The sequence below is a fragment of the Brevibacillus nitrificans genome (genome assembly GCF_003710965.1).
Classification (GTDB): domain Bacteria; phylum Bacillota; class Bacilli; order Brevibacillales; family Brevibacillaceae; genus Brevibacillus; species Brevibacillus centrosporus.
The window spans coordinates 1,252,957-1,277,635 of record NZ_RHHU01000003.1; the positions used below are offsets into that span (position 1 = coordinate 1,252,957).

Consider the following 24,679-nt stretch of genomic DNA (forward strand, 5'->3'; position numbering starts at 1 on the left):
TCCAGACCTTTTTAGTGATTATTGTAACGCACTGGCTAACTGTTGTACAAAGGTTTTTATTTTTGCGACAGCCTCTTCGGATTGGGCTGGATCTCTCAATTGCTCCTCGTGTCGCTCGATTTCGAGGACGATCGCACTCCCGACGATCACACCATCCGTATGCGGCGCCACGGCTTTGACCTGCTCTGGAGTCGAGATGCCGAAGCCAACAGCTGTCGGAACCTTCGTGCTCGCCTTTACTCTGCTGAGGAAATCTGACAAATCCTCCCGCAGGCTAGCCCGAGCGCCAGTCACGCCAAGGGACGACACGCAATACAGAAAACCAGTGGCTTGCTCCCCGATCGTTTGAATGCGTGATTCTGAAGTAGGTGCCACCAAGGAAATGACGTGAATCCCGTTCTTTTTCGCAGCCTCGACTGCGGGTCCATTTTCCTCGATCGGCAAATCTGGAATGACCACACCATCTGCCCCATAAGTAGCCAGATCCGCAAAGAATCGCTCTACGCCATACTGGAGAACGGGATTAAAGTACGAGAACAAGACAAGAGAGGCTTCCATGCCGGAATCACGCAATCTTTTCACGAGCTGCAAGGCATCGATGATCGAGATGTTATTTGCCAGTGCCCGCTGCGAGGCGCGTTGAATGGTTGGCCCATCTGCCAGCGGGTCCGAGTACGGTATGCCAAGCTCGATCAGATCCGCTCCCGCTTCTACCATCGCGTGTGCGAGCTGATAAGTGGCTTCCAGCGTAGGATCCCCTACTGTGATAAACGGAATGAAACGTTTGCGGCTGCGATCTTCGAACAATCGATCAATACGGTTTACGGCTGCTACTGTCATTATTGCTCGCCTCCCTCTGCGGTTTGCTCCAGCGCATCCTGGATCGTCAATACGTCCTTATCTCCCCGACCAGACAGGCAAATGACGAGAATTTCCTCTTTGGACATTTGCGGTGCTCGCTTGATCGCTTCCGCAATGGCATGGGCACTCTCCAGAGCAGGGATAATTCCTTCTGTTCGGCAGAGAAGCTGTACGGCCTCCAGCGCCTCCGCATCGGTAACGGACGTATACGTCACGCGGCCACTGTCTTTTAGATACGCGTGCTCCGGACCTACCCCTGGGTAATCCAAGCCTGCCGAGATTGAGTGTGCTTCCTGTACCTGTCCATGCTCATCCTGCAGCAGATACGTCAAGGAACCATGGATCACACCGGGACGACCAAGGCTCAAGGTCGCCGCATGTTTGTCCGTATCCACGCCTTGTCCAGCCGCTTCCACCCCTCGAAGGGCAACCGCTTCGTCCGAAATGAACGGGTAGAACATCCCGATCGCATTGCTACCCCCACCTACACACGCGATTACTTCATCCGGAAGTCTTCCGAGCATTTTCAGGATTTGGGCACGCGTTTCTTCTCCGATAATCTTTTGGAACTCACGAACGATGTATGGATAAGGATGCGGACCGACGACAGATCCGATCACATAAAACGTCTCTTCTACATTGGAAACCCAGTAACGAATCGCCTCATTCGTCGCATCCTTCAACGTGCGAGAGCCCGAAACTGCCGGGATTACCTCCGCCCCCAAGAGCTTCATGCGGAAAACGTTCAAGGATTGACGGCGAATGTCTTCTTCCCCCATGAAAACCTTGCAGGAAAGACCCAATTTCGCAGCGACAGTCGCACTTGCCACTCCGTGCTGACCCGCTCCTGTTTCTGCGATGATTGAGGTTTTCCCCATGCGTTTAGCCAGAAGCCCTTGACCCAGCGCGTTATTCAGCTTGTGTGCCCCTGTATGGTTCAGGTCTTCCCGCTTGAGGTAAATACGGGCTCCACCCAGCTCTTCAGTCAAACGCTCGGCATACGTAAGTGGCGTAGGCCGGCCTGCATACTCGCTCAGCAAATGATTCAGTTCCCCGCAAAAAGCCGGATCCTGGGTCGCTTCCTCAAAAGCAGCCTCCAGCTCGGTCAACGCGTTCATCAGCGTTTCCGGTACAAACTTTCCTCCAAACGCCCCAAAGCGTCCTTTTTCATCTGGCACGATTCGCGTAGTTGTCGTAGCTTGCTTCATGCGCCTTTCACCCTCTCCACCAATGTTTTTATTTTCTCGGCATCCTTTTCGCCGTCTGTTTCGACTCCACTTGAAACATCAATCATCCCTGCTTGGTAACGGTTGATGAGCTCCGATACATTTCCTGTATTGATCCCGCCAGCGATGATGCACGTTTTTTCCTGGCAAGCCTCCTGCAGCTGCGGGATCTGCTCCCAAGAAAAACGTTTACCCGTTCCTCCCGCCTGGCTCGGATCGTACGTATCGAACAGGTACGCGTCAACGGAACCGGCGTAACGTGCGATTTCTGCTGCAGCATCTTCCTCTCCGCCCACCGCCAATGCTTTCCAAACAGGGAGAGAATATCGTGCCCTGACCTGTTGGCAGTACTCTGGCGTCTCCTGACCATGTAGCTGAATAACAGCTAACGGTACGTCCGCGAGAAGGTCATCCAATTCCTGTAGAGTGGGATTGACGAACACGCCGACAGCTGGAGGATGTTCGGGGACCTCGCTCAGCAAGGACTTGGCTGTGGGGCCATCTACCTGGCGCTTGCTCGGAGCAAAAACGAAGCCTACGTAATCCACGCCCAGTTTTTTTAAGAGAGCAAGCGTCTCCACCCGTTTGATGCCACAAATTTTGACGCGCGTCACAGGATCACCCCCGGCTTCGCAGCATTCGTTTCGCCAACCAAGGAAATCACGGCTTTCGTCACATCGGACTGTCGCATGAAATGCTCTCCTACTAGGACTACTCTCGCCCCAGCCTTCCGCACGTTTTCGATATCCGCAGGAGCTGAAATGCCGCTCTCGCTGACGACTGTGATCGAGGTCGGGATCTCGGAAATCACTTCATGGGTCACTGCCAGATCCGTTTGGAACGTATGGAGGTTGCGGTTGTTAATTCCCAATAGCGTGGGAGTGATATGCCTTAGCACCATCTCGGTCTCTCGACGATCATGAACTTCCACCAGGACATCCAGGCCCAGCTCTTCTGCTGTCTGGTACAAATGACGCAGCTGTGATCCCTCGAGAATGGCCGCAATCAGCAGGATGGCATCTGCTCCTGCTGCCCGGGCTTCTACGACTTGCATTTCATCAATAAGAAAGTCCTTGCGCAATAAAGGTCGATCGATTGCCTCATGGATCATCTGCAGATAAGTCAGGCTTCCCTGGAAAAAGGACTCATCGGTCAATACCGACAGACACTCTGCCTGCGCCGCTTGATACGCTTTGGCGATGCTCACTGGCTCAAAGTCAGGGCGGATCAGTCCTTTCGATGGCGAGGCTTTCTTCACCTCAGCGATGACACTGACAGCCCTTGTGCTTGTTTCCAAGGCTTTGCGGAAACCTCGCGGCGCTTCTACGGATTTTGCCGCTGAAAGCAGGCTGGACATCGTATTCCCTATGTGCAGGCGGCTAACTTCTTCCCGTTTTTTCTCGACAATTTTACGAAGCATGAATCATTCCTCCTGCAATCTGGCGGACTTGCTCGAGCTTATTCATCACGAGTCCGTCGTCAATCAGTTCAGCAGCGCGGATCACACCTGCTTCAATCGAGCTCACCCGATCTGCCAGGTACAGGATCGCCCCTGCGTTCAGCAAAACGATATCGCGTGGCGCTCCGCGTTTTCCGGCAAAAACATCGTGGATGATCGCCGCGTTTTCCGTTGCATCTCCACCGCGCAAGGCATCTTTCTCGTAGCGCCGCAATCCGAATTGCTCCGGCTGTATTTCATAGGTAGTGATTTTGCCATCGCGCAGCTCTGCCACATGGCTGATCCCGGTTACTGTCAGTTCGTCCAAGCCGTCCTCTCCTGCTACGACCAGCGCTCGTTTGACATCCAATTGAGCGAGGACGGAAGCGATCGTCGGAAGCAGCTTGGCATCATAGACACCCATCAGCTGATGACTGGCGTTGGCTGGATTCGTCAAGGGACCGAGCAGGTTGAACACGGTGCGGACAGCCAGCTCCTTGCGTGGTCCTGCCGCATGCTTCATCGCTTGGTGATAGAGCGGCGCAAACAGGAAGCACAGATTCGTTGCACGCAGGCAGTCCGCCGCATTTTTCGGAGTCAGGTTGACCGGAACGTCCAGTGCTTCGAGCACATCTGCACTTCCACTTTTACTGGATACGGCACGATTGCCATGCTTGGCAATGCGAACGCCGTCACTCGCTGCGACGAAAGCACTCGCCGTAGAAATGTTAAAGGTATGACTGCCATCGCCGCCTGTTCCGCACGTATCCACCAAGCCCGGCAGTTCGATCGGAAACGTCGTAGCGCGTGCTCTCATCGCTTTGGCGAAGCCGAGAATTTCTTCCACCTGCTCGCCTTTCAAGCGAAGGCTGGCGAGAAAAGCCCCGATCTGGGCAGGCGTCGCTTTGCCGTCCATGATCTCTCCCATCGCTTCCTCGGCTACAGCGGTATCCAAATGCTTGCCTTGCAGAATCTGCTCGAGTGCTTGCGTTAGCATGACAATTCCTCCTTGCGCGAAAACAGCTGCTCCGCTTTTTCGAGTGCGGAGATCATAGCCGCTGCCTTGTTGATTGTCTCCTGATACTCATTCGCAGGTACAGAGTCAGCGACAATCCCCGCTCCAGCCTGCACATGCGCGTACCCATCCTGGAAGAACAGCGTGCGGATCGTAATGCAGCTATCCAAGGAACCGTCAAAGGAAATGTACCCGATCGCTCCTGCGTACAAGTGGCGGGCATCCGGTTCCAGCTCTGCGATAATTTCCATCGCGCGAAGCTTGGGAGAGCCGGATACCGTACCTGCTGGAAAAGCGGAAAGCAGAGCGTCAAATGGATGCAGATCTTCACGAAGCCTGCCTGTCACGTGCGACACCATGTGCATGACATGGGAGTAGTTTTCGATCACCAAAGCTTCCTCTACTTTGACACTACCGTAGGCGGACACTTTGCCCACATCGTTTCGTCCGAGATCGAGCAGCATGTAGTGCTCGGCTCTTTCCTTGTTGTCCGCGAGCAGGTCTGCCGCCAGCAGTTCGTCTTCTTGTGGGGTAGCTCCTCTTTTGCGCGTACCCGCAATCGGCCGCATTTCTACCTTTTCATCCTCGACCCGTACCAGCAGCTCCGGTGAAGTCCCGACTACTGTTTCTCCTTCGTACTCGAGGTAGTACATGTACGGAGACGGGTTTAACGTACGCAGCAATCGATAGACCGCAAAAGGATCCACATCTGTTTTCACGGAGAATCGCTGGGATAACACCACTTGGAAAATATCGCCCGCGGCAATGTATTCTTTCGCCTGCTCCACGATTTGCTCGTACTTCTCTCGACTCATATTGGGCTCCACAGTGAGAGGAGTCGGCTCTTGTTCAGCTACCTGAATACGGCGGTCTGCCTGAAGGGGCTCACTTACTTTCGCAGCCAGCTGTTCAAGTCGTTCACAGACTTGCTCGTATTTTTCGGCAATGACGGCTGGTGTATCTCCCGCCTCAACATGCAGGTTTACAATCAGCTGGATTTCTTGCTTTAAATGGTCAAAGGCGATCATTTCATCAACAAACAGAAAACGCATATCCGGAACAGTCAAACGCTCTTGTCGATGGGCTGGAAGATTTTCAAAATAACGTAGGGTATTGTAACCGAAAAACCCTACTGCTCCACCACTAAGCCGTGGGAAACGAGGCAGCTTGGGGCTTTTGAAACGATCCAATTCTTCTCGGAGGTACTGAACCGGATTCCCTTGGAGGGACGTGCGCTCTCCATTACGGCGCAGCACGGTAATTTCTTCTTCCTTTGCTTCGACGATCTGAAAAGGATTCATCCCGATGAAGGAAAAACGTGCCCATCTCGCTCCGCCTTCCACACTCTCGAGAAGGAACGAGTCACTTTGGCGAACCTTTTGGTACAAACGAATTGGTGTCTCATAGTCAGCTAACAAGGTCATGCTCACAGGAATTAAAGAATACGAAGCCGAAAGGGATTGGACCTCGGCTAAAGAGGGGAAATACATGGACTCTCATCTCCTTTTTCGGGGGAAAGAACGGGACGGAATTTTGATCCGTGCTCTTCCCTGCCCGCTAACTAGAGCGAGAGGTAGGGGGAGAATTTCTATACAAACAACGAGATTGATTGCCCGTTGTTTGGTGGCCGTTTCGAGACCACGTTCAAGCTTTATGAAAATCCAAGATGGACTTTTTCATAATAAACTTGGAATTGCCAAGCTTCTGGCACAGGTGAATGATCAGCTGCCCACCTACTATCCCGTTTTATCAAGCATTGGGATAATAAAAAAACCAGTGCGAGCACTGGAATGGGCGCAAAAAATATACCCAGCCTGCTCTTCTCTCCTCAACCTAACTCATCTCAACTCTGCTCTACTTACTCTGCTCTCAGCCGGTAATTCATCAATCCGGAAAACGAGACGCTCTCGTTTCACTTATCGTAAAAGAGAGCGCCCAGAATGTCAACTATCGATTTGTCAGATCGGGCCGGAGTTTAACCGCATCCCGCAGAAATACGTGTTGAATATCTTTTGCTTGTTTGTCCGTGTTCACATGCATCATGACACGCACACACATAGGCAGACCACCCGGAACAGGAATTTCGCGCGCGCACATCAGCGGAACGTATTGCCATCCATCGCCCTCGAGCAAGCGTGCAGCCTGCGCAGGAAAGGTAGCACTTACATCTTCCGTCGTAGTAATGATAATACTTGCTATGTCTTCAGCTGCAATCTCATTTTTGCTGACCATTTCTTCCAACAGCCATTTGGTGGAGGACACGATTTCTTCACGTGTGTCGACCTCCACTGTAATGGCTCCTCTGACTCCTCGCACTCCCATGCTTACGCCTCCACTTCTTCTCGCATCACTGTCAAGATGATTTCTTCGTCGATGTCTTTGATTAGTTCTACTTGTCCGATTGCCCGTGGCAAAACAAGAGCGAGCTTCCCGCCAACGGTCTTCTTATCCCGCTTCATCGCTTCGAGCACCGCTTCCGGCGTGAGACCCGCTGGCCATTTTGTCGGGAGATGGTACAGGCTCAGCACGCGCTCTGTCCGTTCAGCTACACCCTTCTCGGCAATTCCTACCCGTTCGGCCACTTTGGCTGCGACGCACATCCCAATCGCGATGGCTTCTCCGTGGTTCAGCGCGGAATAAGCGCTCAATGCCTCAAACGCATGCCCAAATGTATGGCCCAAATTAAGCAAGGCCCGTTTCCCTTGCTCTGTTTCATCCTCTGACACGATCGCCGCTTTCACCGCACAGCCTCGTTGAATCGCTTTTGCCAACAATTCTGAATCGAGCCCCCACAAACGGTCTGCATGCTCCTCCAGCCAATCGACAAATGCTTCATCCGAGATTAGCCCATGCTTGACTACCTCGGCAAAGCCAGCTGCTACTTCCCTTTTCGGAAGCGTATGCAGAGCAGACGTATCGTAGATGACCACGCGCGGCTGATGGAAGGCACCGATCAGGTTCTTCCCGAGGGGGTGATTGATGGCAACCTTACCCCCTACCGAGCTGTCATGAGCCAGAAGCGTAGTAGGCAGCTGAACAAAGTCGATACCACGCATATAGGTAGCTGCGACAAAACCTGCTAAATCACCTACAACACCACCACCGAGTGCCAGCACCGCTGACTTGCGATCGAGCCCTGCCTGAATGGCTTCTGTCAAAATTCGGTCGTAGACGCTCAAGCTTTTGGATTGCTCGCCCGCAGCAATCACGCTCGCCGTCGTGCGGTAGCCTGCCGTTGCCAAGACTTCACGCAGCGGCTCCAAATAATTCTCCGCCACGTGTTCATCTGTTACAATCAGCAGCTGACTCTTCGAAGAAATGCCAGCCTCCTGCAGCAGCTTCGGTGCATGCTGCAAAAGACCTTCTCCAATAATAATCGGATAGGATCGCTCGCCCAATTCTACAGTCAGAGTCTCGTGATTCATTAGAATTTCTCCGTGTAAGCCCGGTATTGACGAACGTTTTCCACCATGTCATCCATCGAGTCAGATGGGAATTTATCACACATCGCATTTGCAATTTCCCATGCCACAACTGCTTCGGCGACGACACTCGCTGCTGGAACCGCACAGCTGTCCGAACGCTCAATGCTCGCGGAAAACGCTTCTCGGGAATCGATGTCAACGCTCATGAGCGGCTTGTACAGCGTAGGAATCGGCTTCATCACACCGCGAACCACTACCGGCATACCCGTTGTCATACCGCCTTCCAAGCCGCCTGCGCGATTGGATTTTCGGCTGTAGCCCGTCTCTTCATTCCATTCGATTTCGTCATGGACCTGCGATCCTGGAAGACCGGCCGCTTCAAATCCGATTCCGATTTCTACCCCTTTAAAAGCTTGAATGCTCATGATGGCCTGTGCCAGACGGCCGTCCAGCTTGCGATCCCATTGTACATGTGTTCCCAGACCAATTGGCACGCCTTCTACGATTACCTCTACGATCCCGCCGAGAGAATCTCCATCCTCTTTGGCTTTATCGATCGCTGCCATCATTTGCACTTCGGCTTCCTTGTCGAGACAACGAACCGGCGATTCCTCTGTTCGTGCAATCAATTCGTCGAGACTCACATGCTCCCGTTTTGCAACGATGTCATTAATTTGCAGAACTTGTCCGCCTACGCGGATTCCAAACGCTGCGAGCAGCTCGCGAGCGACAGCTCCTACTGCTACGCGAATCGTCGTTTCACGTGCACTGGAACGTTCCAGAATATTGCGCATATCGCGCTGGTGATATTTGATCGCGCCATTTAAATCCGCATGGCCCGGGCGTGGACGGGATACACGACGTTTTTCCTCTGCTCCCTCTTCCACCGGTTCTGCGCTCATGATTCCTTGCCAATGTGTCCAATCCTTATTTTCCACGACCAGCGTAATCGGAGCTCCGGTTGTATAGCCATGACGAACACCGGAAAGAATTTTTACCTGGTCCTTTTCAATTTGCATTCTTCTGCCACGGCCATGTCCTTTTTGACGACGAGCCAACTGCTCATTGATCGCCTCAATGGAAATCCGCAGATTGCTTGGCACACCCTCAATAATCGCAGTCAACTGCGGCCCATGAGACTCTCCTGCTGTCAAGTAACGCATTACTAGCTTCCTCCATCCTCCAGGCAGCCCGATCCCTTTTTCCCTACTCAAACGGGATGCTGTCCTTTATCACTTTTAAGCGCTATAATATCATACCTAGTACTCGGTGGAAATACCAAAGTCATAAACGATTACAGATTCTCCCCTTTTACAGGAAAAACGCCCCTCCCTTTAGGAGAAGCGCTGCTGGAAGTCTTGGCGCTGTTCAGAAATGATCTACCATCAAAAAAGGATTGGACCCCAATGAATGACGGGAGTGATCCGCTCGCAATAAATCGTCAAGCTGTTGCTTTTCCGCACCGAGTATTTGTCCGCACTCTTGCAAAGTGATCAGACCCCGGCGATATGCCTCAATGACTTTGTATTTATCCATCTGCTGCCCCCCAGAATATACATGTCGATAATTCTAGTCTTGGAAAAAAAGGGCAGAGATATACAAGCAGCGGCACTCAAATCATCCCATTTTGCGATAAAAGAATGTATCTTCTGTCTCCAGCTGGTATTGTTGTGGTTGGAAAATTTGCTCCGTGCTGCCTACGAACAGTACACCGCCCGGCTTCAGGGCACGGCTGAATTTTTGATACAGCTCGTGTTTCGCCTCTTCCGTAAAATAAATCATGACATTCCGGCAAATGATCAGGTCAAACTGTGTATCAAACGTATCCGCAAGCAAATTATGCTTTTTAAAGGATACGAGATTCTTCACCTCATCCGTAACCCGATAACTTAGCGCGTCTTTCGTAAAATACTTCGTGATCAAATCCTTCGGGCAATCCTGCAAGGAACGGTCCGTATAGACACCTTGCTTTGCCTTTGCTAATGCACCTTCATCGATATCGGATGCAAGCACAGTGGCCGCCAGTTTTTTTCGCAGCAAAATGAGCGACAGCGTATACGGCTCTTCCCCCGTCGAACAGGCAGCGCTCCAGCACTTGATCCGAGGCGATTGCTTGGTCAAGCGCGGAAGGATCTTATTTTCTAGCACTTCCCATCTTCCAGGGTTGCGGAAAAATTCGGATACGTTAATTGTCATACGGTCCAAAAATTCATAGAACAATGTCTTGTCTTTGGATATCGCATCAAAATACTGCGTAAACGTATCATATCCTCGTTTTACCCGTAGAGATGTCAACCTGCGCTTCATCTGGGCTTCTTTGTAGAGGGCAAGGTCAATTCCGGTCATTTTTTTGATGTTTGCAATAAATTGAAGAAAATCCTTATCTTCCATGGGAACGCTCCCCCTTTGACAGCTTACCTTTTTTACATTCGCCAAAATTCGAGAAAACCCTATCAAATACGTGGGGATATTTGTCAAAATAACGAAAAAAACCCCGGGCTCGGGGTTTTTCTGCATTCCATTCTTAGATCCAGCGTTGGATTGTTTTTTCGAAGGAAAGAACTTCCTCAGCGGAGAACCACAGACCGATTTCACGCTCAGCGCTCTCAGGGGAGTCAGAACCGTGGATGATGTTCATGCCAACGGAAGTAGCGAAGTCGCCACGGATTGTACCGGAAGCAGCATCAACTGGATTGGTTTTGCCCATCATTGCACGAGCGGTTGTGATTACGTTGTTACCTTGCCATACCATAGCGAATACAGGACCGGAAGTGATGAAGTCTACCAGTTCGCCGAAGAAAGGACGCTCTTTGTGCTCTGCATAATGCTCTTCAGCCAGTTCACGGCTAACAACCATCAGCTTCGCGCCAACCAGTTGGTATCCTTTTTTCTCAAAACGGGAAACGATTTCCCCGATCAGGTTACGTTGTACGCCATCAGGTTTTACCATAAGGAACGTTTTTTCCATTGTAAGTATGCCTCCATTAGAGCTATGTATTGGTGCACGTTACACCAACGAAAATTTTATCAAAAGAATAGGGGCCAAGCAACAGCCACTCGGTTAAAATTCATTAAAATTTGCGTTCAATAATAAAATCAGCGATGCCGGACAAAGAAGTCTTGGCTTGGTTGTTAGGCAAATCCCTTAAAATGGCATGTGCCCGTGCAATATAACGCTCTGCAAGCTGCTGCGAAAAAGCAATGCCTTCGTCTGAACGGATCAGCTGAATCGCTTCATCGACATGATCCCAAAACGTCTCTTCATTCATCCACGTTTGAAAGCGATCCCGCGTGCGGCCGAAGTGAGCGGTATAGAGGGCAGGCAGCGTAATGTTGCCATTCACGAGATCACTACCTGCAGGTTTCCCTAGCTGCTTTTCTGTTCCTGTAAAATCAAGAATATCATCCGTAATCTGAAAGGCCATACCGACATTGTAGCCGTACCAGTACATTTTCCGGATCAATTCCTCACTAGCACCGCTAGCCACAGCGCCGAGTTGGCAGCTGATTGCGATCAACAAGGCGGTTTTCCGTTTGATCCGACGCAAGTACGTGCGGAAATTTTGATCCCAGTTCTTGAGATCCTTGACTTGCTCAATTTCCCCCTTGCACAGCTCCACCATCGCGTTAGACAAGATTTGATGCAGCTGTGGGATGGGCAGCTCGGCCGCAATAGCCAGGGCACGGGCAAAAATATAGTCGCCAGCGTACATCGCCACTTTATTGTCCCATTTCATCCGAACCGTATCTTTTCCGCGACGCTTGTCGGCATCGTCAATGACATCGTCATGGACAAGGGAGGCCATGTGAATCAGCTCCAAAGGAACAGCCACATGCTTCAGACGTTTGACATCATAATTTCCCCATTTTCCTCCGAGCAGGACAAAAACCGGACGAATCCGCTTGCCACCTGCCTTGAGAAGATGAGTAGCAGATTGATTCAGCTCTCGCATGTCTGTATCAATCGATTTTTCCAGCTCGTCTTCAATATACTGGACGTCCTTTTTCATTTTAAAGTAAATATCGACCAGGTTCATCCGTTCCACCTATCTCGTCAACGTAGTATTGGTCTGCCGTCCACCAGCCTGCCAAAGGTCGACGGTTGCCGGTGCCGGTAGAAGTCCCAGCTCCGCTGCGCATCGGTAGTAATACAAAAGTCCAATCCGCTGTACGTCGCCGAAATCGTGCTGTAAACCTTGAAAATAATGAGCCCATTCTTGCTTGTCACCGCCAAAGTGGGTGAGGACATAGTCAATGAGCGGGCCTGGATTTTCTCTTGTCTTTCTCTTGCTCGCAAGAAAAGAGGCATGCACGTCAGCAAGCAGTTCACTTTGCTCGGCCAGGACCTCTTTTCGTACAGCCCAGATCGCAAAGGTCATCGAGTATCCAGTGAACTGATGCCACAGCTCTCCCAGATCATACACGTGGAGGTCGCCGCCGTTTCTCACCGCCTGAATCGCGTCGTCACCGATCAATAAAGCCGCATCTGCTGCGCGCAGCATGTCAGCAAGTATCGGTTCCTGTGTAACGTAAGAAATCTCATAATCGTAAAACTTAGACAGAATGATCTTCAATAAATTGACTGTCGTCGCTGACGTGTTCGTCAATGCAATCTTTGCACCGTTCAGCTGTTCAATCGGCTTTTTGCTAAACAAGAAAAGGGAGCCTACTCTCCCATTGGCACTGACAGACAAATCTGCTAGTGCCACATAGCGGGAGGCATGCTCTGCGTAGCTAAAGGAAGAGATTGGACCCAAATCGATTTCACCGCGCGCCATTGCCTGGTTTAGTTGAGCGGGCACTTGCCGGATGAATTCGATCTGATCCTCAAAACGCTCCTGCTCAAAGTAAAAATAGACCGGGAGTACATTTGTATACAAGATCTGTCCAATTCGCAAGGACTTTTGCATGCTTCTATTCCCCCCAACGCCGAAACAGCGAGTGTGGTACATCCAATGCATCCAAAGCTTTTCCTACGACGAAGTTGATGAGATCATCCATAGTTTGCGGCTTCTGATAGTAGCCAGGCATCGCTGGCAGGATTTTTACACCCAACCTGCTTAATTGTAGCATGTTTTCCAAATGAATGGCATTCAGTGGTGTTTCACGCGGCACGAGAACCAGCCTGCGCCCTTCTTTGATCATTACATCTGCTACTCTCTCCAGCAGGTTTCCAGATGCCCCATGTGCAATTCCTGAAACGGTACCCATTGAGCAAGGAACGACGATCATCCCGTCACATTTGTAAGAACCGCTGGCAGCCGGGCAATTAAAATCACGAAGGCCCCAGTAATGGAGCTGCCCGGGAAAATCCTGCTGCAGCTTAGCCCGCAGCAGGCCTTCACGGTCATCCGTCACCCAATCGAGCTCGTCATGAAAGACTTGCCAGCCAGCTTCCGTGATGATGAGATGCACCGTATGTCCAGCTGACAGCAGTTCCTGCACCAGTCGAACGCCATAAATAGCACCACTCGCTCCTGTTATCCCGACAGCCCATTTCTGTTCACTCATGAAATCACCAGATCAATCATGGTAAAGGCAAACATGACCACGCTCAAAATCCCGTTCATATTGAAGAAGGCTACGTCCAGCTTGGACAAATCTGTAGGCTTGACCAGGCTGTGCTCATAGATCAAAATCGCGCCGGAGATCAAGACGCCGATCAAGAACCAGATCGACAAGTCGGCTACCACATACAAAGACATGAGCCCCACAAAAGTTATCACGTGACAAATACGCGCGACCATCAATGCATTCGCCACACCAAAACGGCTAGGCATCGAGAACAGCCCTTCTTTTCGGTCGAACTCACTGTCCTGGCAAGCATAAATAATGTCAAATCCAGCTGTCCAAAACAGGACGGACGCGAACAAGAGAAGTCCTATCCCGTCAACCTGTCCTGTCGTAGCCACCCAGCCACCCAGTGGACCAAAACCAATGGCAACCCCCAGCACAAAATGGCACAGCCAAGTAAAGCGTTTCGTATAAGAATACAAAACCAGTACGAATACTGCGAGTGGCAGCAGCTTCACAGCCAAATCGTTTAATTGGAACGCGGCAATGAAAAGCACTGCGAAGGAGACGACGATAAACAGAGTGACTTCCACAATGGAAATCAAGCCTGCGGGAATCGCTCGGTTCGCTGTCCGCGGATTTTTCGCATCAATGACACGGTCAATAACTCGGTTTAAGGACATCGCCGCACTGCGAGCCCCTACCATGGCAACTGTTACCCAAAAGATTTCCATCCAGGTCGGCCATGCTTTTTCTATAACAATATTCCCCAAAACCGCGCCCATAAAAGCGAACGGCAGCGCAAAAAGCGAGTGCTCAAACTTAATCATTTCCAGAATAATTTTCAATTTACGAAGACTCATGTAATACACTTCCCATCACTGAAAAAATACCGAAAGCAACCTACCCGGTCAGCGCTTTCAACGTTGCTCCCGCAGGTAGGCGGCCAAAAGAATCCGCTATGGCTTGGTACCGATGTGCAGGGCTGCTACTCCACCCATGAAAAGCTTGACTTGTACTGGATCCAGTCCAGCTTGTTGGAACATCTTGGCAAGCTCGCGGCTGTCTGGAAAGTTGGTCAATGACTTTGGCAGCCACGCGTATTGCTCGTACTTGTTTACTGTCCACTTCGCCACCAGCGGCAAAATATTGTAGAAATAAAAGTAAAAGAGCTTGCGATAAGGTATAAACGGAGGCTTGGACACCTCTAGTGAAACGACTTTTCCACCCGGCTTCACCACACGTGCCATCTCATTTAAAACGGTCTGGACATCCGGTACATTTCGGAGCGCAAACCCGATTGTCGCATAGTCAAACGTATTATCTTCATAAGGAAGCTGCATCGCATCGCCGTTGACGAGCTGTACGTTATTTCCTACACCTTTTTGGGCCACCTTGTATGCACCGACATCGAGCATGTTCTGGCTAAAGTCGAGGCCGACGACACTGCCTTCTTTCCCCACTGCCTGCGCGAGTGTAATGGTCCAGTCAGCCGTTCCGCATGCAACATCTATCGCTTTTTGTCCGGGCTGGATGTTCATCTGCTTCATCGTGTAGTTCCGCCATGCCACATGGCTTCCAAAGCTGATGACATTGTTCATTTTGTCGTATTCATCCGCAATGCTTTCGAAAACGGAATGAACGTATTCTGCCTTCTCTTTCATTTGGGCTTGGTTCACGTAGACTACATCTCCTCAATAACCCGTTTCAGGCGGTTGATCCGGTGGGAGTAACGGGCCGTCATGGTTGCAAGCATATTGCGGGTTTCCACAGGATGCAGCGTTCGTACCATTTGCTCGCACAGACCAATCATCTCAAGCGCTTTTTGCTCAATACCGGACATGACCTGCGAGATCGTCGTTCCTGGTTTTTGCAGCAAAAAACGGGCAAAACCAAAAGGTACTTGTTCTTGCCATTTCAACTGTTCCCATTCTCCGATAACGCTCTCTACTTTTGCCGTCTCTTTCATGAGATTCGTCCAGAAACGACGCTTCTCATCCGTGCCGGCATACGCTTGTACGACTGCTACGTACAATCCCGTGTCGATCGTATTTCGCAGCTCCCAATACTCTTCAGCTGAAGGAAGTCTGCTGTCCTTGCCTGCCAAGTACAGCTTCATCTTCGCTTCGTTTACACGCTGCACGGCTCCAGACAAGACTTGGATCGCCTCGATCTCACTAGCTTCTGCCAGTAGAGCATAATAGCGTGCACTGTAAAAATCACCTGCCAAAACGGTCAGCTGCCGATTACGCTCGTCACTTTGTGTCCGTTCATAATCATTTTTCACGTACTCGTGAATGTCCAAGCCTAATTGGACAAGCCCAGTCGCTGTGCAGAAAATCATCGAGCGTTCCTTGGTCATCCCTTGTTCCATCAAAAACAGGTACAAAAGGGCCAGACGATTTTCCGCCATGGAAGGAACGTCTACATAATGTTCTACATAGGAGTGGGTACTTCTCTTGTAGATCTGTTCGATGATCACTCGAACTTCTTCTACGTATGGGGTATGTTCTTTGCTCATGCGTCCTCCTCCACAAGCTGTGCACAACCTGATGATGTCTGATGTGTTCCGTACACGATCGGTCTATCTGTACTACCCGGTCAAATGGCCGTCCTTGCTATCATACCATACTTCTATCATCAGGGACTAATTCTCTCGTAAAAATACGGATCGATTCGAACCGGAAAAGAATCTCTGACGTATTGCTCCACATCCACTTGCGTCGCGAGCGGCTTGTCAAATGCATCCGCGTCTGTCCCATTTGACTCAATGGCAACGAGAAGTCTCGACTCTTTCGGAGTGTCCCTTTCCTCCAGCACGCGAAAGTACACCTGTTTGACATTATCCGTGAGTGTGAACAACTCATGAGTCAAGCTGTAAAAGTCCTGATATACTTCGGAAAGCTCAACCTTATCAGAGGGCTTCACCGCCAAATCGACATAAAGCGACGGGTTATCCCATTTTATACGCTTAATATTATAATGTGTTGTCATGCTTGTAAACAAATCCAATGCATTTTGCTCGCTTAGATGAATCGGACGGGAAGCTTGGAAAGTCGGAACATCCGTCCGTTTCCACCCTGTGTTCGGGACAAGTGACAGCATCAGAGCCAAAAAGGCAGAAACAGCGATGGCCGCAAACAGTCTACGTGGCATAGACATCCCTCCTCTCCATCATTGTACAAACAAAAAAAGCAGGCTATGCCTGCTTTTGCACAAAACGTACAGCTTATTCAGTCGTGTCGATTGTTCCGTGTTGAGAGTAAATGACCGCTTTCCCGCGTACTTTAATTGCGGAAGTGTGCTCGGTAAATTGAAAAATCATGACCTCGCCTTTATCGAGCTTTTCCGTGTGATGAAAACGAGTATCGGATCCCCGAGTGAGCCCGATGACGTGGACCCCGTTTTCTTTCGCCTTTACTACGAAATAATCTTGATTGAACACGGTTGGTTGTGACACTGTTTATCCTCCTTGCCAAGCGTTATGTGTCATTGACTACTATGATGTCCGGTCAGACTGCAATCTGTTCATGATTTTTTCCACATAGCGCTGCGTTTCCTGTGGCAACTGGCTATATTTCTCCTCCAGCTCCGCATCGTTGTCAATACCCAATCGTCCGATGCGACCCGGGCCGGCATTATACGCTGCCAAGGCTACTTTCACATTGCCATCGTAGCGATCCAGGAGGCTTTTCAAGTACTTGGTTCCCCCTGCCAGATTTTCATCCGGATTGTATACGTCGCGAACCTTCATCGCTTTTGCCGTCTGGTCCATCAGCTGCATCAGACCTTTGGCACCCGCCTGCGAAACCGCCGATGGGTTGAAATTGGACTCTGCTCGCACCACTTCACGAATGAGGTCGTTGTCTACACCGATCGAACGCGCCATGCGATCAATCTTTTCTAAAAGAGCGGAAGTCGGGAGAGTAGAAGCTCGTCCACCTGCTGTCGTATTTGCCGCAGATGAATTCGTGTCTACCTCTTCTAGTCTCTGCGCAAAATTCCATTCTGGCGAACCGTCCAGTTCGGCAATAATCTCTTCTGCTGTAATCACGCGCTGACCCGAAGCGAGCTGCGCTTGCAGCACATCAGAAAACAAGCCGTCATCCACAGACGGAAGAGCTGCCGAAGCAGTATTTGTGCCATAGGAAAGCTGGTTCAAATAGGGCTGAAGCGATACGGGTACATTCATAACAACTAACAACCTTTCCTCGCTTGTCTCCCTCTTATTATAGAAAAGAAAGAACAGGAAGCCAATAGTGAAATTGGTATCATCTTGAAAAACAAAAAGGAACCTGAATCCTCAGGTTCCGCTAATTGCGATGTAAATGGTCGGAATGCAGGGATTCGAACCCTGGACCTCACCCACCCCAAGGGTGCGCGCTACCGGGCTGCGCCACATCCCGACGTACATCTGTACTATACAATAATTTACCTGCAGCGTCAAGAAAAATTTCCGTTTCTTTCTTGTTTACAAGACGTTTTACGGGCGGATCAAACTGAATACTTCTGCCCTAGCGGCAGCATCTTCTTTAAACAACCCACGCACAGCTGAAGTCACTGTTTTGGAGCCAGGTTTTTTCACACCACGCATCGTCATACACATATGCTCCGCCTCTACCACAACAACGACGCCATGCGGATCCAGTTTGCTTACGATCGCATCTGCTACCGTCGAGGTGATTCGCTCCTGCAATTGGGGACGTCGCGCTACCGTATCCACAGCGCGAGCCAATTTGCTCAGACCGACTACTCTTCCACCCTTTGGAATATACGCCACATGCGCTTTTCCAAAGAACGGGACGAGGTGATGTTCGCACATCGAGTAAAACGGAATGTCCTTGACGAGTACCATTTCTTCATGGTCCTCGCTGAACACTGTTTCGAAATAGTCTTCTTCGTTTATGTGCATGCCTTCGAAAACTTCGGCGTACATTTTCGCTACACGTTTCGGAGTATCTAACAATCCTTCACGATCCGGGTTATCGCCAACTGCCTCCAGAATCATGCGAACGGCCTGTTGTATTTTATCTAAATCGACGTTCATTTCGGTACCTCCTACTTTCTGACTCTCACTCTACGAGATCTTTCTAAGTTCTGACAGACAAGCAACACCAATCTTATCATATTGAAATCAAAAAAACAAAAAGATCTGACAAGAATTCCCCTATGTAAGTGTTTGGAAGGCAGAAAAAAATCCACATCACGAAAATGTGGATTTTTTTATGTAAGTGTTTCGATCACGAAATGTGACGATTACTTGATGGAGTCTTTGAGTTGCTTACCTGGTTTAAACGCAGGTACTTTGCTGGAAGCGATTTCGATCTCTTCACCTGTTTGTGGGTTACGACCTTTACGAGCCGCGCGCTCACGAACTTCGAAGTTACCAAAGCCGATCAGTTGGACTTTGTCACCTGTTTTCAATGCCTCAGCGATCGCGTCGAGTACCGCGTCAACTGCTTTGGTAGCATCTTTCTTGGTGAGTTCAGTGGTGTCAGCCACTTTTGCAATCAGTTCTGTTTTGTTCATTCTTGTTCACCTCCCCTCAAAGAACACCAAGTCCCTCGTTACTATTTTTCTTAACCGAAACAAGTCGTTTTATACACGATTGGTTGTTTTTACCGTTCTGACAAGCTTATAGTAATACACGGATTTCTTAAATTCAAGCCCCTCCTGTCGAAATAAAGCGAAATACAAGAAAAAAAGGCATCCCGTCACGCCGGATGCCTTATTCCCTTCCTACCTTTATAGGACTTTACACCTGATTTTAGAGGATGATCGCAATCAGTCCGCCTGAGCCTTCATTGATAATTCGTCCCAGTGTTTCCTGCAATTTGTAGCGCGCATTGTCTGGCATCATCGTGATTTTCGCCTGAATTCCCTCACGTACGATGGAATGCAGCGAACGTCCAAAAATGTCCGAATTCCAGATCGAAAGCGGATCTTTATCAAAGTCCTGCATCAGGTAGCGGACGAGCTCTTCGCTCTGTTTTTCCGTACCGATAATCGGCGCAAACTCAGATTCTACATCCACTCGGATCATGTGAATCGAAGGCGCGGTCGCTTTCAATCTGACTCCAAAACGCGGCCCCTGGCGGATGAGTTCAGGTTCGTCCAAGGTCATCTCATGCAACGACGGAGCCGCTATCCCGTAGCCCGTACTCCGAACCATATGCAGAGCTTCTGCTACCTGGTCGTACTCCCGTTTCGCATGAGCGAACTCTTGCATAATCTTCAACAGATGATCCTTTCCGTTGATTTCCACTCCGACGATTTCCATCAGAATGCGATCATACAGCTCATCAGGAGCGTAAAGATCGATCTCCGCGATCCCTTGCCCCATATGCATGCCTGCGAGTGAGGCCCGCTCCACGAAGTCATAGTCGTTGAAAAAGCCGACGACACGGTCCACATCGCGTAACCGGCGAATATCCTGCACGGTTTCACGTACGGCCTCTTCATAGTTCTGACGCAGCCAGTGGCCATTTTCCAGGACCATGACCCAGCTCGGCAGATTGACGTTTACTTCATGGACAGGGAACTCAAACAGGACTTCTCTCATCAGAAGCAGAATTTCCTGCTCGGTCATGTGATCTACCGACAGGGCCACTACAGGTACATCGTATTTTTCCTGCAGCTGCAAGCGCAGATTTTGCGCTTCATCTGAACGTGGGCGAGTCGAGTTGACCACGATGACGAAAGGTTTTCCGACTTCTTTGAGCTCATTGACTACCCGTTCCTCGGCATCAATGTATCCCACACGCGGGATTTCCGCGATGCTGCCGTCTGTTGTCACCACGATCCCGATCGTCGAGTGCTCCTGAATCACTTTCCGCGTTCCGACCTCGGCCGCTTCTTCAAATGGAACAGGCTCCTCATACCAAGGAGTGTTGACCATGCGCGGTCCGTTGTCGTCTTCAAATCCTTTTGCACCCTGTACCGTATAGCCGACGCAGTCAACGAGGCGGACGTTGATGCTGAGCCCTTCGGTTACATGTACATTGACGGCCTGGTTAGGAACAAATTTTGGTTCTGTCGTCATAATTGTTCGGCCAGAAGCACTCTGTGGCAACTCATCCGTGGCACGGATTCGCTCTGCTTCTGATTGGATGTTCGGGATGACGACCTGCTCCATAAACCGCTTGATAAAGGTCGATTTTCCCGTACGTACAGGCCCTACCACTCCCAGGTAGATATCTCCGCCCGTCCGTTCGGCAATGTCTTTAAAGATGTCGACTCGTTCCACCATCGATGACCTCCTTCTATTTGTCTATTTTTACACTATGACCATTTTTCCGAATTATCCCTGACCGCCAGTATTTTCCCGGGAACCTCGTACTAGTTTTGTGGACAGTACAAATATATGTGAGAAACAGATAACTAGAACAAAAAAACGACTCTGCTTTGAGTCGTTTTTCCTCATGACTGATTTACAGTTTTAACAGCCGCGGCTCTCCATTCACCATTTCATAAGGGAAGGACTTCGCCGGAACAAACATGGACTCCCGTGCAAATACATAGCGCGGATCCGTATTTTTTGGAACGGCTGCTTTGGTATTTCGCAGGACTTGCGCAATATCCGCTGCGTAATCGATCCCTACTTCCCCATTTGCGTTCATCACGAGAGGCAGCAAAGAGTTCCCCAGCGTGGACGGTACTTGCCACGTTTTTACTCCGATTTCCTCATGATCGATCGTAAAGTAGCCATTTCCTAAATCCTCCTTTACCGGGAGCTTGTTGTAGAAATTGCGGTAGCGGTTCACGGCCGATTGCACGTCGGCAACGGTACTGACAGCTCCGAGGTTTAGCAGTTTTGCCGCAGGCTTGGTCTCTACATCAATCAGAACGTATTTGTAAACGCCGCCTTTTTCAAAGGCATTGCCTGGGACATCCGGCATGTATCGCGGCGTCATTTTTCGGAAATCAATCTCGTATTTTTCAAAAATCGGCGTATCCAACGGCTTGGTCACGATCGGCAGAACCGCTGTATCCTTCTGAAACTGTTCGATCGCCTTCTGTGTTGCTTCTAGATAAAATGTACTGGGTACTTGATTTTCCGCTTTTCGCTCATCCGGATACAAACAGCCGGACAGCAATACGGAAAGAAGAGTCAAGCTTAGCATCAGCTTGAACGATTTTTGCCATGAATGCCACATTATGTACGTACACCTCTTACCCTAATGTTCGTTTTCCTCGCGCTGCCGCTCCAATGCCGCCTGTACGACGGATTTCAAGCGACCCTCTGGTATTCGAATCGTGCAGTCTTTATCCGTGGCCTTTGCTTGACAGCCTAGTCGGATTCCTTGTGCCAGATCCTTTTCCGGCATTTTTCTGTGCTCCAGCTGGCTTGGAGGTGACAATTCCCCACTCTCCAGAACAATGCGACACATGAGACATGAAGCATGTCCGCCACATCGCTGCGGAATGACTACCCTCGCTGCCGCAGCTGCACTCACCATGGTTTGGCCGGATCTTGATTTGATGCTTTTTCCGCTTGGTAAAAACGTTACTCTTCCCATTCGTTGAATCTCCTGTCAATACGGTCGGTGTGCGAGCTTTACGTCCCCATCCTGCACAACCTGAATCTGGCAGCCGAGCCGGAAGCCCTCTGCCCGCTCTGCTTTGCGCAGCCGGAGCTTTTCTTCCTTCGTGACCTCATTCAAAAATTCGGCACCTTCCAAAACGAATGTTCGACACTGTGCACATACTCCTCGCTGGCAGGCGTGCCCCCATACAACCTTATGCTTTTTGGCGATAGCGACCACCGTCTGGTTCAGCTCCACAGGCAAGTCGTGGCTCCCAGCGCGTGTCACTAGCGTTAGCTGAGACATTCTTTCCTCTCCTTATACAAAAATAACGATAAGAATCATGACAAAAATCGCAAGAAGCATTAAAAATGCGAATGTCTTGACCAAAAAACGCAGAAACGCATTGGTCATTTTCCTGGCATAAATCATGAGTAGGTTGCAGACGAACATCAGACCCATGGCAATCAGGGAAATGTTCATCTTCGTCATAGGATCGATATACATCTGGAAAAACAGCACCCTTTGCATTTTTTGCTTCATTATACCATACTTCGACGCTGTCCGTCTGACGCTTGCGAACCTCCCTCTGGACATTCGCATAGACTATCGTGATGAATTCGCCCATTGGAGGGATGGCAAGTGAGCAACAAATCGAGCAGCAGCAAACGCAAGTGGCGCAATCCCTACGCCCCCATACCCAGCAAGAAGCTGAGCGAACAAGTGACAGAAGCATCCTTGGCCGTGACACCGAAAAAATTGCTGCCGCTACCGGCTGTCGATCTGCGGACGTCCGTTTCCAAGATGCGCAATAATATTAAAGGAATCAGCACGACGATCCGACAAGTCGAGGAAACCATGGATTCCTTGTACGGGGCCATGGAGATATTTGAAAACCTGGGCAAGAGCCCTGCCGAAAAAGCAGAGACGGTTTCGGCGGAACGCCCCCCTTCCAAGCGCAGAGGCGCCTCGGAGGCCTCTCGCATGGTAGAAGAATCCTCGGAGCCCGAAGCTACCACCAGCGGCAGCGGCAACCCTCTCGGAAATATCGACATCGGCCAGCTGCTGGGGCTGCTGCAATCCCCGCTCGTTCAAAGTCTGCTGAGTCAGACCGTCGGCAGCAACAATTCCAAGCAACGAAAAAAAGAGGGATGAGATCCCTCTTTTTTTCTTCGTTCTGTAGGTCAGCCATGTCCCTGTAGAGCCATGATTGTTCCTAGTCTTACTGTATGACGGTTTTCCCATCAGGTAACGGGCATAATCGCCCATTTCTCTTATTTCAGGAGCTTTGTCAAGGAAGACATGTCGTGGATGTTGATTTCCTGATTGTAAAACATCTCGATGATCTTATCTTCCTTTTCAGCTGTCAGCTGTTTCCCACTCATTGCAGCGAGTGTTTTGATGATTTGACGCAGCTTTGTCTCGTCTTCAAAATCGCTTTTCTTCACTTGGCTGGCTAACGAGCGCAGCTTGGATTCATCAATTTTGTCAGTGCCTGTTCCTTTGCCTTTCAGACGATCCAAAAAACCGCCGGAAAATGGATTGTTCATGGATGGGCCTCCTCCTGCTACCAAGGTTTACACCCTTATGGTATGTGCAGGAGCCTAAATGTGTGAGACATTCGCCTACACATGATCCGGATTCAAATACTCCGTTTCATAGGTTTTCAGCCTTCCCATGAGCTGCTCCACGCCTTGGCGAGGATCTTTTCCTTCGAACAGTACGCCGTACAAAACATGGGTGATCGGCATTTCTACATCCTCGCGCTTCGCAAGCACATCAGCAGCCTGCGTGGTGCGCACACCCTCTACCACCATGCCGATTTCCTGAAGCACTTCCTCGAGCTTTTTCCCTTGTCCCAACAGGAAGCCTGCTCTCCAGTTTCGACTGTGCTTGCTGGTGCAGGTCGCTACCAGATCACCGATTCCTGCCAGTCCTGCAAAAGTGGGCGGCATGGCTCCCAGCTTGAGTCCCAGACGACTGATTTCCGCAAGGCCGCGTGTCAACAAAGCAGCCTTTGCATTGTCACCAAATCCGAGACCGTCCGACATGCCAGCTCCCAAGGCGATAATATTTTTCAAAGCCCCCGCGAGCTCCGCCCCAATCAGATCTGGGTTGGTATAGACGCGGAAGTTGCGATTCATCAGCAAATCCTGAGAACGAAGCATGCTGCTCTCTGATTCAGAAGCTACAACAACCGTTGTCGGCTGGCGGCGGACTACTTCCTCCGCATGACTTGGCCCAGAGATGACAGCGAGTCGAGAAGAAATTTCAAACGGAAGCTCCTCTTGGATCACCTCGGACATACGCTTAAGCGTCCCCAGCTCAAAGCCCTTCACCGCGTGAATCAAGAGCACATCCGAAGCGAGAGATGGAGCAAGATCGCGGCAGATTTGACGCATTGCATGCGAAGGTACCGCCAACAAAACAACCGGCTTCTCGGATACAGCTGTTTGCATATCGGAGGTCGCAGCAATTCGCGCGGAAAGCTCGACTCCTGGTAAATATTTTTCATTCCTGTGTGTGGTCGTAATTGCTTCAGCTTGCTTGGGATCCCTCACCCAGAGCGTGACTTGATGCCCGTTATCCGCCAATACGGAAGCGAGAGCAGTACCCCAGCTGCCAGCACCGATCACGGCAACATTTTGAATCAATCAAACTCCCTCCCCTTTTCC

Annotated in this window: 31 protein-coding genes and 1 tRNA gene; 1 reads left to right on the forward strand and 31 read right to left on the reverse strand. The window is 50.3% G+C overall.

Features of this window, described 5'->3' with window-relative positions:
- Nucleotides 1–18: 18 nt before the first annotated feature.
- From trpA to EDM59_RS07885, 29 genes are all read right to left on the reverse strand, one after another.
- Nucleotides 19–840: a tryptophan synthase subunit alpha gene (trpA, locus tag EDM59_RS07750; protein WP_122923058.1), complete on the reverse strand. Its 822-nt coding sequence runs from the start codon at nt 838–840 to the stop codon at nt 19–21.
- The gene (gene trpB / locus EDM59_RS07755) at nt 840–2,069 is read right to left on the reverse strand and encodes a tryptophan synthase subunit beta (RefSeq protein WP_092272179.1); all 1,230 of its coding nucleotides are present in this window, start codon (nt 2,067–2,069) and stop codon (nt 840–842) included. The genes trpA and trpB overlap by 1 nt, the downstream gene beginning before the upstream one ends.
- Nucleotides 2,066–2,701, reverse strand: a complete 636-nt coding sequence (locus EDM59_RS07760; RefSeq protein ID WP_122923059.1) for a phosphoribosylanthranilate isomerase — start codon at nt 2,699–2,701, stop codon at nt 2,066–2,068. Before EDM59_RS07760 ends, trpB begins: the two co-directional genes overlap by 4 nt.
- The gene (gene trpC / locus EDM59_RS07765) at nt 2,698–3,507 is read right to left on the reverse strand and encodes an indole-3-glycerol phosphate synthase TrpC (protein ID WP_122923060.1); all 810 of its coding nucleotides are present in this window, start codon (nt 3,505–3,507) and stop codon (nt 2,698–2,700) included. The genes EDM59_RS07760 and trpC overlap by 4 nt, the downstream gene beginning before the upstream one ends.
- Nucleotides 3,497–4,522 carry an anthranilate phosphoribosyltransferase gene (gene trpD, locus EDM59_RS07770; protein WP_122923061.1) on the reverse strand — a complete coding sequence of 342 codons (1,026 nt, stop codon included), beginning with the start codon at nt 4,520–4,522 and terminating at the stop codon, nt 3,497–3,499. The genes trpC and trpD overlap by 11 nt, the downstream gene beginning before the upstream one ends.
- Nucleotides 4,516–6,030, reverse strand: a complete 1,515-nt coding sequence (gene trpE, locus EDM59_RS07775) for an anthranilate synthase component I (protein ID WP_122923062.1) — start codon at nt 6,028–6,030, stop codon at nt 4,516–4,518. The genes trpD and trpE overlap by 7 nt, the downstream gene beginning before the upstream one ends.
- A gap of 457 nt (nt 6,031–6,487) precedes the next feature.
- Nucleotides 6,488–6,862, reverse strand: a complete 375-nt coding sequence (gene aroH / locus EDM59_RS07780) for a chorismate mutase (protein ID WP_092272168.1) — start codon at nt 6,860–6,862, stop codon at nt 6,488–6,490.
- Between the two features lie 2 nt (nt 6,863–6,864).
- Nucleotides 6,865–7,965, reverse strand: coding sequence for a 3-dehydroquinate synthase (aroB, locus tag EDM59_RS07785; protein WP_122923063.1), 1,101 nt, complete (start codon nt 7,963–7,965; stop codon nt 6,865–6,867).
- Nucleotides 7,965–9,128 carry a chorismate synthase gene (aroC, locus tag EDM59_RS07790; protein ID WP_122923064.1) on the reverse strand — a complete coding sequence of 388 codons (1,164 nt, stop codon included), beginning with the start codon at nt 9,126–9,128 and terminating at the stop codon, nt 7,965–7,967. The genes aroB and aroC overlap by 1 nt, the downstream gene beginning before the upstream one ends.
- Before the next feature lie 205 nt (nt 9,129–9,333).
- Nucleotides 9,334–9,501 (reverse strand): hypothetical protein, encoded by a 168-nt coding sequence (locus EDM59_RS30995; protein ID WP_170184360.1) that lies wholly within the window; start codon nt 9,499–9,501, stop codon nt 9,334–9,336.
- An 81-nt stretch (nt 9,502–9,582) separates the two neighbouring features.
- Entirely contained in the window at nt 9,583–10,356 is a 774-nt protein-coding gene (locus EDM59_RS07795; RefSeq protein WP_122923065.1) for a CheR family methyltransferase, read from the reverse strand.
- Between the two features lie 133 nt (nt 10,357–10,489).
- On the reverse strand, nt 10,490–10,933 hold the full coding sequence (gene ndk / locus EDM59_RS07800) for a nucleoside-diphosphate kinase (protein ID WP_122923066.1): 444 nt from the start codon (nt 10,931–10,933) through the stop codon (nt 10,490–10,492).
- 103 nt (nt 10,934–11,036) lie between these two features.
- Complete coding sequence (locus EDM59_RS07805; protein WP_122923067.1) at nt 11,037–12,002, reverse strand: polyprenyl synthetase family protein; 966 nt, start codon at nt 12,000–12,002, stop codon at nt 11,037–11,039.
- 9 nt (nt 12,003–12,011) lie between these two features.
- Nucleotides 12,012–12,875: a menaquinone biosynthesis protein gene (locus EDM59_RS07810; protein WP_122923068.1), complete on the reverse strand. Its 864-nt coding sequence runs from the start codon at nt 12,873–12,875 to the stop codon at nt 12,012–12,014.
- Nucleotides 12,876–12,879: 4 nt separating this feature from the next.
- Complete coding sequence (locus EDM59_RS07815; protein ID WP_122923069.1) at nt 12,880–13,476, reverse strand: UbiX family flavin prenyltransferase; 597 nt, start codon at nt 13,474–13,476, stop codon at nt 12,880–12,882.
- The gene (locus EDM59_RS07820; protein WP_122923070.1) at nt 13,473–14,342 is read right to left on the reverse strand and encodes a UbiA-like polyprenyltransferase; all 870 of its coding nucleotides are present in this window, start codon (nt 14,340–14,342) and stop codon (nt 13,473–13,475) included. The genes EDM59_RS07815 and EDM59_RS07820 overlap by 4 nt, the downstream gene beginning before the upstream one ends.
- A 96-nt stretch (nt 14,343–14,438) precedes the next feature.
- Nucleotides 14,439–15,158: a demethylmenaquinone methyltransferase gene (locus tag EDM59_RS07825; RefSeq protein WP_092272139.1), complete on the reverse strand. Its 720-nt coding sequence runs from the start codon at nt 15,156–15,158 to the stop codon at nt 14,439–14,441.
- Between the two features lie 5 nt (nt 15,159–15,163).
- On the reverse strand, nt 15,164–16,000 hold the full coding sequence (locus EDM59_RS07830; protein WP_092272135.1) for a heptaprenyl diphosphate synthase component 1: 837 nt from the start codon (nt 15,998–16,000) through the stop codon (nt 15,164–15,166).
- Nucleotides 16,001–16,119: 119 nt separating this feature from the next.
- Nucleotides 16,120–16,635, reverse strand: coding sequence for a hypothetical protein (locus tag EDM59_RS07835; RefSeq protein ID WP_122923071.1), 516 nt, complete (start codon nt 16,633–16,635; stop codon nt 16,120–16,122).
- A gap of 73 nt (nt 16,636–16,708) precedes the next feature.
- Complete coding sequence (gene mtrB / locus EDM59_RS07840) at nt 16,709–16,939, reverse strand: trp RNA-binding attenuation protein MtrB (protein ID WP_092272128.1); 231 nt, start codon at nt 16,937–16,939, stop codon at nt 16,709–16,711.
- A gap of 39 nt (nt 16,940–16,978) precedes the next feature.
- Nucleotides 16,979–17,671 carry a lytic transglycosylase domain-containing protein gene (locus EDM59_RS07845; protein WP_122923072.1) on the reverse strand — a complete coding sequence of 231 codons (693 nt, stop codon included), beginning with the start codon at nt 17,669–17,671 and terminating at the stop codon, nt 16,979–16,981.
- 137 nt (nt 17,672–17,808) lie between these two features.
- Nucleotides 17,809–17,885: transfer RNA gene (locus tag EDM59_RS07850), tRNA-Pro, on the reverse strand.
- A gap of 77 nt (nt 17,886–17,962) precedes the next feature.
- Nucleotides 17,963–18,526, reverse strand: a complete 564-nt coding sequence (gene folE, locus EDM59_RS07855; protein WP_092272122.1) for a GTP cyclohydrolase I FolE — start codon at nt 18,524–18,526, stop codon at nt 17,963–17,965.
- Between the two features lie 209 nt (nt 18,527–18,735).
- Entirely contained in the window at nt 18,736–19,008 is a 273-nt protein-coding gene (locus tag EDM59_RS07860) for an HU family DNA-binding protein (RefSeq protein ID WP_092272119.1), read from the reverse strand.
- A 238-nt stretch (nt 19,009–19,246) separates the two neighbouring features.
- A complete protein-coding gene (gene spoIVA, locus EDM59_RS07865) occupies nt 19,247–20,725 on the reverse strand; it encodes a stage IV sporulation protein A (protein ID WP_092272512.1) in 1,479 nt (492 codons plus the stop codon).
- A 184-nt stretch (nt 20,726–20,909) separates the two neighbouring features.
- Nucleotides 20,910–21,635, reverse strand: a complete 726-nt coding sequence (locus EDM59_RS07870; RefSeq protein WP_122923073.1) for a hypothetical protein — start codon at nt 21,633–21,635, stop codon at nt 20,910–20,912.
- A 21-nt stretch (nt 21,636–21,656) separates the two neighbouring features.
- Nucleotides 21,657–21,998 carry a 2Fe-2S iron-sulfur cluster-binding protein gene (locus EDM59_RS07875; protein ID WP_122923074.1) on the reverse strand — a complete coding sequence of 114 codons (342 nt, stop codon included), beginning with the start codon at nt 21,996–21,998 and terminating at the stop codon, nt 21,657–21,659.
- 15 nt (nt 21,999–22,013) lie between these two features.
- Entirely contained in the window at nt 22,014–22,310 is a 297-nt protein-coding gene (locus tag EDM59_RS07880) for a 2Fe-2S iron-sulfur cluster-binding protein (protein ID WP_122923075.1), read from the reverse strand.
- A gap of 12 nt (nt 22,311–22,322) precedes the next feature.
- Nucleotides 22,323–22,547 (reverse strand): DUF2768 family protein, encoded by a 225-nt coding sequence (locus EDM59_RS07885; protein ID WP_246010936.1) that lies wholly within the window; start codon nt 22,545–22,547, stop codon nt 22,323–22,325.
- Nucleotides 22,548–22,646: 99 nt separating this feature from the next.
- On the opposite strand from EDM59_RS07885, the gene EDM59_RS07890 reads away from it, so the two are divergent.
- Entirely contained in the window at nt 22,647–23,159 is a 513-nt protein-coding gene (locus tag EDM59_RS07890; RefSeq protein ID WP_122923076.1) for a hypothetical protein, read from the forward strand.
- A gap of 119 nt (nt 23,160–23,278) precedes the next feature.
- Here the strand turns inward: EDM59_RS07890 and EDM59_RS07895 are convergent, their stop codons facing one another.
- Entirely contained in the window at nt 23,279–23,554 is a 276-nt protein-coding gene (locus EDM59_RS07895; protein ID WP_092272101.1) for a stage VI sporulation protein F, read from the reverse strand.
- 75 nt (nt 23,555–23,629) lie between these two features.
- Nucleotides 23,630–24,658, reverse strand: coding sequence for an NAD(P)H-dependent glycerol-3-phosphate dehydrogenase (locus EDM59_RS07900; RefSeq protein ID WP_122923077.1), 1,029 nt, complete (start codon nt 24,656–24,658; stop codon nt 23,630–23,632).
- Nucleotides 24,659–24,679: the final 21 nt, after the last annotated feature.

Excerpts from the sequence above, each read along its gene's own strand:
- folE (WP_092272122.1), bottom strand. The coding sequence starts at position 18,526 with ATGAACGTCGATTTAGATAAAATACAACAGGCCGTTCGCATGATTCTG.
- EDM59_RS07810 (WP_122923068.1), bottom strand. The coding sequence starts at position 12,875 with ATGCAAAAGTCCTTGCGAATTGGACAGATCTTGTATACAAATGTACTC.
- ndk (WP_122923066.1), bottom strand. The coding sequence starts at position 10,933 with ATGGAAAAAACGTTCCTTATGGTAAAACCTGATGGCGTACAACGTAAC.
- EDM59_RS07835 (WP_122923071.1), bottom strand. The coding sequence starts at position 16,635 with ATGCCACGTAGACTGTTTGCGGCCATCGCTGTTTCTGCCTTTTTGGCT.
- aroB (WP_122923063.1), bottom strand. The coding sequence starts at position 7,965 with ATGAATCACGAGACTCTGACTGTAGAATTGGGCGAGCGATCCTATCCG.
- EDM59_RS07895 (WP_092272101.1), bottom strand. The coding sequence starts at position 23,554 with ATGAACAATCCATTTTCCGGCGGTTTTTTGGATCGTCTGAAAGGCAAA.
- EDM59_RS07860 (WP_092272119.1), bottom strand. The coding sequence starts at position 19,008 with ATGAACAAAACAGAACTGATTGCAAAAGTGGCTGACACCACTGAACTC.
- EDM59_RS07845 (WP_122923072.1), bottom strand. The coding sequence starts at position 17,671 with ATGAATGTACCCGTATCGCTTCAGCCCTATTTGAACCAGCTTTCCTAT.
- EDM59_RS07795 (WP_122923065.1), bottom strand. The coding sequence starts at position 10,356 with ATGGAAGATAAGGATTTTCTTCAATTTATTGCAAACATCAAAAAAATG.
- trpB (WP_092272179.1), bottom strand. The coding sequence starts at position 2,069 with ATGAAGCAAGCTACGACAACTACGCGAATCGTGCCAGATGAAAAAGGA.
- EDM59_RS30995 (WP_170184360.1), bottom strand. The coding sequence starts at position 9,501 with ATGGATAAATACAAAGTCATTGAGGCATATCGCCGGGGTCTGATCACT.
- trpD (WP_122923061.1), bottom strand. The coding sequence starts at position 4,522 with ATGCTAACGCAAGCACTCGAGCAGATTCTGCAAGGCAAGCATTTGGAT.
- EDM59_RS07870 (WP_122923073.1), bottom strand. The coding sequence starts at position 21,635 with ATGTGGCATTCATGGCAAAAATCGTTCAAGCTGATGCTAAGCTTGACT.
- EDM59_RS07830 (WP_092272135.1), bottom strand. The coding sequence starts at position 16,000 with ATGAGCAAAGAACATACCCCATACGTAGAAGAAGTTCGAGTGATCATC.
- EDM59_RS07820 (WP_122923070.1), bottom strand. The coding sequence starts at position 14,342 with ATGAGTCTTCGTAAATTGAAAATTATTCTGGAAATGATTAAGTTTGAG.
- EDM59_RS07880 (WP_122923075.1), bottom strand. The coding sequence starts at position 22,310 with ATGTCTCAGCTAACGCTAGTGACACGCGCTGGGAGCCACGACTTGCCT.
- EDM59_RS07885 (WP_246010936.1), bottom strand. The coding sequence starts at position 22,547 with ATGAAGCAAAAAATGCAAAGGGTGCTGTTTTTCCAGATGTATATCGAT.
- EDM59_RS07815 (WP_122923069.1), bottom strand. The coding sequence starts at position 13,476 with ATGAGTGAACAGAAATGGGCTGTCGGGATAACAGGAGCGAGTGGTGCT.
- trpA (WP_122923058.1), bottom strand. The coding sequence starts at position 840 with ATGACAGTAGCAGCCGTAAACCGTATTGATCGATTGTTCGAAGATCGC.
- trpC (WP_122923060.1), bottom strand. The coding sequence starts at position 3,507 with ATGCTTCGTAAAATTGTCGAGAAAAAACGGGAAGAAGTTAGCCGCCTG.
- EDM59_RS07805 (WP_122923067.1), bottom strand. The coding sequence starts at position 12,002 with ATGAACCTGGTCGATATTTACTTTAAAATGAAAAAGGACGTCCAGTAT.
- EDM59_RS07875 (WP_122923074.1), bottom strand. The coding sequence starts at position 21,998 with ATGGGAAGAGTAACGTTTTTACCAAGCGGAAAAAGCATCAAATCAAGA.
- trpE (WP_122923062.1), bottom strand. The coding sequence starts at position 6,030 with ATGTATTTCCCCTCTTTAGCCGAGGTCCAATCCCTTTCGGCTTCGTAT.
- aroC (WP_122923064.1), bottom strand. The coding sequence starts at position 9,128 with ATGCGTTACTTGACAGCAGGAGAGTCTCATGGGCCGCAGTTGACTGCG.
- aroH (WP_092272168.1), bottom strand. The coding sequence starts at position 6,862 with ATGGGAGTGCGAGGAGTCAGAGGAGCCATTACAGTGGAGGTCGACACA.